The 3,034-nt window shown below is 66.1% G+C and carries 4 protein-coding genes; 1 reads left to right on the forward strand and 3 read right to left on the reverse strand.

What is annotated here, in order from left to right:
* Window positions 1-79: 79 nt before the first annotated feature.
* From ENZ75_RS26755 to ENZ75_RS26765, 3 genes are all read right to left on the reverse strand, one after another.
* Window positions 80-880: an SH3 domain-containing protein gene (locus ENZ75_RS26755; RefSeq protein WP_335918526.1), complete on the reverse strand. Its 801-nt coding sequence runs from the start codon at window positions 878-880 to the stop codon at window positions 80-82.
* 225 nt (window positions 881-1,105) lie between these two features.
* The gene (locus ENZ75_RS26760) at window positions 1,106-1,870 is read right to left on the reverse strand and encodes a metallophosphoesterase family protein (RefSeq protein WP_063168791.1); all 765 of its coding nucleotides are present in this window, start codon (window positions 1,868-1,870) and stop codon (window positions 1,106-1,108) included.
* Between the two features lie 68 nt (window positions 1,871-1,938).
* Window positions 1,939-2,301, reverse strand: coding sequence for a helix-turn-helix transcriptional regulator (locus tag ENZ75_RS26765; protein ID WP_013530112.1), 363 nt, complete (start codon window positions 2,299-2,301; stop codon window positions 1,939-1,941).
* A 208-nt stretch (window positions 2,302-2,509) separates the two neighbouring features.
* Here ENZ75_RS26765 and ENZ75_RS26770 point away from each other — a divergent pair.
* A partial coding sequence (locus ENZ75_RS26770) for an MFS transporter (protein WP_164888022.1) occupies window positions 2,510-3,034 on the forward strand: 525 nt, incomplete at its 3' end.

Consider the following 3,034-nt stretch of genomic DNA (forward strand, 5'->3'; position numbering starts at 1 on the left):
GGGGAGTAGGGGAGTAGGGTGGGTTCGAGAGAATTCCAAACACACTCCCTTATTCCCTGCTCCCTTACTCCCCTGAATTCTAATTCCCCAGCGCCAACTGATCCGTGATCTCAAACCGCTCCGAGACGCCGACACGGATCATGTTGAGGCTGCCTTCCCTGGTGAAGCGGAAGTCGCCGGGCGCGTCGGAACCGGCCGGCTGGCCGGCACGGAAAGAGATGATGCGCGTGCCGCCATCGGGCCAGGTCACAGTGATGTTCGCCTTGTCGGCGGTGTGCACCACGCTGACCTTGCAGCGCTCCATCGGCTGGCCGACATAGCGGGCGCAGGGAATTTCGGGGCCAGAAGCCAGCGTCGGAGCGGAATCAAGCGGGACGTCAGGCGCCGCCAGCGCCAGTAGGTACGCATCCTGCATGGCGGCGTGGCCGATTTCCTCTGGCGATTTCGGCGTGCTTTCGGCTGCCGGACCGGCGCCGCCAAGCCGCGCCGTCAGGTCGGGCGGTGCGACCGGCGCGCTGTCGGCTGAGCCGGTGGCCTGCGATTGGTCCGGTGCCGAGGCCTGCTCGGCCCCACTGCCGGTGGAGGCAACCACCGGCGCACCGGCCGGTCTTGGCTCACCTTCGACATAGGGGTTCGGATTGAGGGGGATGAGATAGCGCGCCGGCGCCCAGCCGCTCAGCTTCTCCTTGCCCGTGCTCTCGACCTTGCACCATTTGTAGCCGTTGATGTCGTTGCAGCCGAGATTGGTGACCATGTCGCCACTGCTCAGCCGCGCCTCGACCGTGGCGACCGGCGATGCGGTGGTGCGGACCTTGAGAAGGTCGTCCGGCGCCAGGCCGGTAACGACGGAGATGACGAGCTCCGGCGCCTCTTGGGCCATCTCTTCAGCCATAGCGGGGGCAATCACAGGCCACGCCGTCATCAGCAGCGGAGCAGCAATCAGCGCATGGAGGATTGTTCGGAGCGTAACTGTGCGCCTCATCGTTTGGCCGTGCGCTGATACCGTGCCGCGGCGGATCGAGCCCGCCGCAAGCCCGGCCGGTTTTATAAGGGACGACGCGGCGCCATGTAAGCCCGAAAATTCGGGCCGCCGTTTCGCCAGCCTTCAGCCGGGCAGGGGCATGAACCCGGTTCTGAGCGCGTGAGCCCATTCCGGCCGGCCCGCTTGTTCGGCCTGCCTGGCGGCCGCCTCGTGGTCGTAGTCGACGGCGATGGCCTCGAAGCCGTCGGGCTGGCCGTTGCTGCCCAGGGTGACAATGCCGTAGCGCGCATGCGGCGAGCCCTGCTCGGAGACATGCGCCGGCGGCGTGGAATCGTCATAGGCAGGGCAGCCGATGCTGCCCGGATTGAAGATGACGGGACCGTCGGGGACGCGGATCAGTTCCGCGCGGTGGCTGTGGCCGCACAGCGCGATGCGGCAAGCCGGGTCGAGCGCCTTCAGCCGCCGCCGGATCGCCGTCAGCGGCGCGCGTACCAGCTGGCCATTGACGATCGTATCAGTGAGATATTTCTCGTCATGGTCGGGACGGGCGTGGAAAGCGATGATTCCGGGTGCGATCTCCAGCGTCAACGGCTGGGCGAACAGCACCTGGCGCTGTGCCTCGGTCAGCCGCTCCTGCGCATAGACGTCGGAGGGCCACATGGTGTCATCAGCGGGGTCGGCGGCAACACGGCGGTCGTGGTTGCCGCGCACCGTCGGCAGGTTCAGCGCCTGCAGCCGTTCCATCGTTTCGCGCGGCCATAGCGGGCCGGAAACGCTGTCGCCGAGATTGACGGTCAGGTCGGCGCCGCCGCGCCGGCGCAGGTCGTCAAGCACGGCGTCGAGCGCCAGCACATTGCCGTGGATATCGGCGAGGACGGCGATGCGCATTTCGGGAAGCTCCTGTGTGACGCCGCTTTTCCTTTTCCCCACGTTCGTGGGCGAGGAACCCAAGTCCTTCAGGGTCGGGCGTGCACTTCGATATCGTGGCCGCCAACCGCCGGCAGTGCGGGATCGTCGCCGGCGGCGGCGATGACGCTGTCGAGCAGGCCGGGGAAGCGGGCGTCGAGATCGGCGCGGCGCAGTGTGATCATGCGGTTGGTGCCGACCACCTCGGCGCGGGTGACGCCGGCCTCGCGCAATTTGGCGAGGTGGTAGCTCAGATTGGTCTTCGAGCCGAAATCGAGGAACTGGCTGCAGTTCAGCGGCACGCCCTGCTTGCTGGCGAGATAGCGCACGATGGCAAGCCGCGTCGGGTCGCCGAGCACGCCAAGCACGATCGGCAGGCTGATCTGGTCCGTATTGGGGTGTGGCAAGGTCATGGCTCGAAACTAAGCACAGTCGGGTCCGATTTCAACGCATCCATCATTGTTGGCTCCACGTGGCCTTTCTCCGTCTCGCGCGAACCCCGCCCGGCCTGTGCTGACACAGGGCTGTCAGGAAGGTTCAGCTATTTTTCCCTGGCTTCATTGACATGATGCCCTGTTATGTCCAATTGTTCAATAACTTTTGAACTAAGGACATCCCGCCATGGACAAGCGCCTCTTCTGGCTCGCGCTCGGATCGTTCACGATCTCGACCGAAGGCTTCGTCATCTCCAGCCTTCTGCCCGACATCGCGGCGGATGCCGGCATCTCCATTCCGCTGGCCGGCACGCTGATTACCGCCTTCGCGCTCGCCTATGCGGTCGGCACGCCGATTCTCGCGACGCTGACCGGCGAATGGGACCGGCGCCGCGTCATCCTGTGGACGCTGGTGTTCTTCGTCATCGGCAACATCGCCGCCGCCTTGAGTTCCTCCTTCGAACTGCTGCTGGTCGCGCGCATCGTCATGGCGCTGTCGTCGGGCCTGTTCGCCGCAACCGCGCAGGGCACCGCAGTAGCGCTGGTCGATGATCATCACCGGGCGCGTGCCATCGCCGTCGTTGTCGGCGGCACCACTGTGGCCGTTGCGCTCGGTGCGCCGCTCGGCGCGCTCGTTGCCACCGTCGCCGGCTGGCGCGGCACCTTCTTTGCCATCGCCGGCCTTGGCGCGCTTGCAGGCGCGATCCTGTGG

It is taken from the genome of Mesorhizobium sp. M7A.F.Ca.CA.002.04.1.1, from assembly GCF_004022805.1.
GTDB lineage: Bacteria > Pseudomonadota > Alphaproteobacteria > Rhizobiales > Rhizobiaceae > Mesorhizobium > Mesorhizobium ciceri.